This is a genomic window from Lentzea terrae, assembly GCF_003265345.1.
GTDB classification, from domain to species: Bacteria; Actinomycetota; Actinomycetes; order Mycobacteriales; family Pseudonocardiaceae; genus Lentzea; species Lentzea terrae.
Genome location: NZ_QFWW01000022.1, coordinates 165,173 through 166,120, shown reverse-complemented (window position 1 = coordinate 166,120; position 948 = coordinate 165,173). Strand labels below are relative to the sequence as shown.

Genomic DNA, 948 nt, shown 5'->3' with positions numbered 1-948 from the left:
GACGTAAGCGGTGTAGAGCAACGGAAACAGACCGATCGCACCGAACAACACGAAGAACGGTGCGACGAACAGATACGGCGACACCTTGGCATCCAGCGTGGACAGCCGGTATCGCCGCGGAGGCCGCGGACGGGGCTCCTGCTCCCGTCCGCGGTCAACCTTGGAAAGAACGGCAGTCACTACTTGGCCGCCTTCTGCGCGCCCTCGACGGCGGTCTTCCACGCCTCGTCAGCACTCTTGCCCTGCTCGACCGACTGCAGCGCCGGGCTGAACACGGTCTCCTGGATCTGCCCGTCGGCCGGGCCCTTGTACTGCGCGATCTTGATCTTCTTGGCCTGCGTGGCGAACAGCGCGCCGGCCTTGATGTCACCGAAGTAGGCGTTGGTCTGCTCCAGCAGCGCCGGGTCTTCCAGCGCCTTGACCTGGCTCGGGAACGTGCCCTTGGCCTTGAACGCCTTGATCTGCTGCTCCGGCGCAGTCAACCACGCGGCGAGCTCGGCGGCCTTCTTCGCGTTCTTGCTCTGCTTCGGCACGCTCAGGTACGAGCCACCCCAGTTACCGCCACCGTTCGGGAACGCGTCCGTCACGGCCCACTTGCCCTTGTTCTCCGGACCGGCCTGCGTCTCGACCACACCCAGCATCCACGACGGGCACGTCTTGGTCGCGAACTTGCCGAGCTTGAAGCCGGTGTTCCACTCGTTGCTGAAGGCCGCCAGCCGCGCGGACTGCCCCTTCGTGACCGCCGCGGTCACCGCGGTCCAGTCGGACTTGATCGCGGCGTTGGTGTCCACCACGAGCTTGTCGGACTTGTCGTAGTAGCCCGTCTCGTGCTGGTTGTGCATCGCGTTGAACACCTGCGCGGCGTTGTCGAACCACGCCACACCCGGCACCTTCGCGATGAACTGGTCACCGGCGGCGAAGTAGCTGTCCCAGGTGGCGAACAGCGCC

At 65.5% G+C, this 948-nt stretch carries 1 protein-coding gene and 1 pseudogene; both read right to left on the bottom strand.

Translation table 11 applies throughout. From position 1 onward, the window contains the following. Positions 1-180: pseudogene (locus DI276_RS52450) on the bottom strand (sugar ABC transporter permease); the annotation flags it as partial. Further along, positions 180-948 (bottom strand): extracellular solute-binding protein (locus DI276_RS27695; RefSeq protein WP_232836964.1); only part of this gene is annotated, 769 nt, incomplete at its 5' end. The gene DI276_RS27695 and the pseudogene DI276_RS52450, both read right to left, overlap by 1 nt.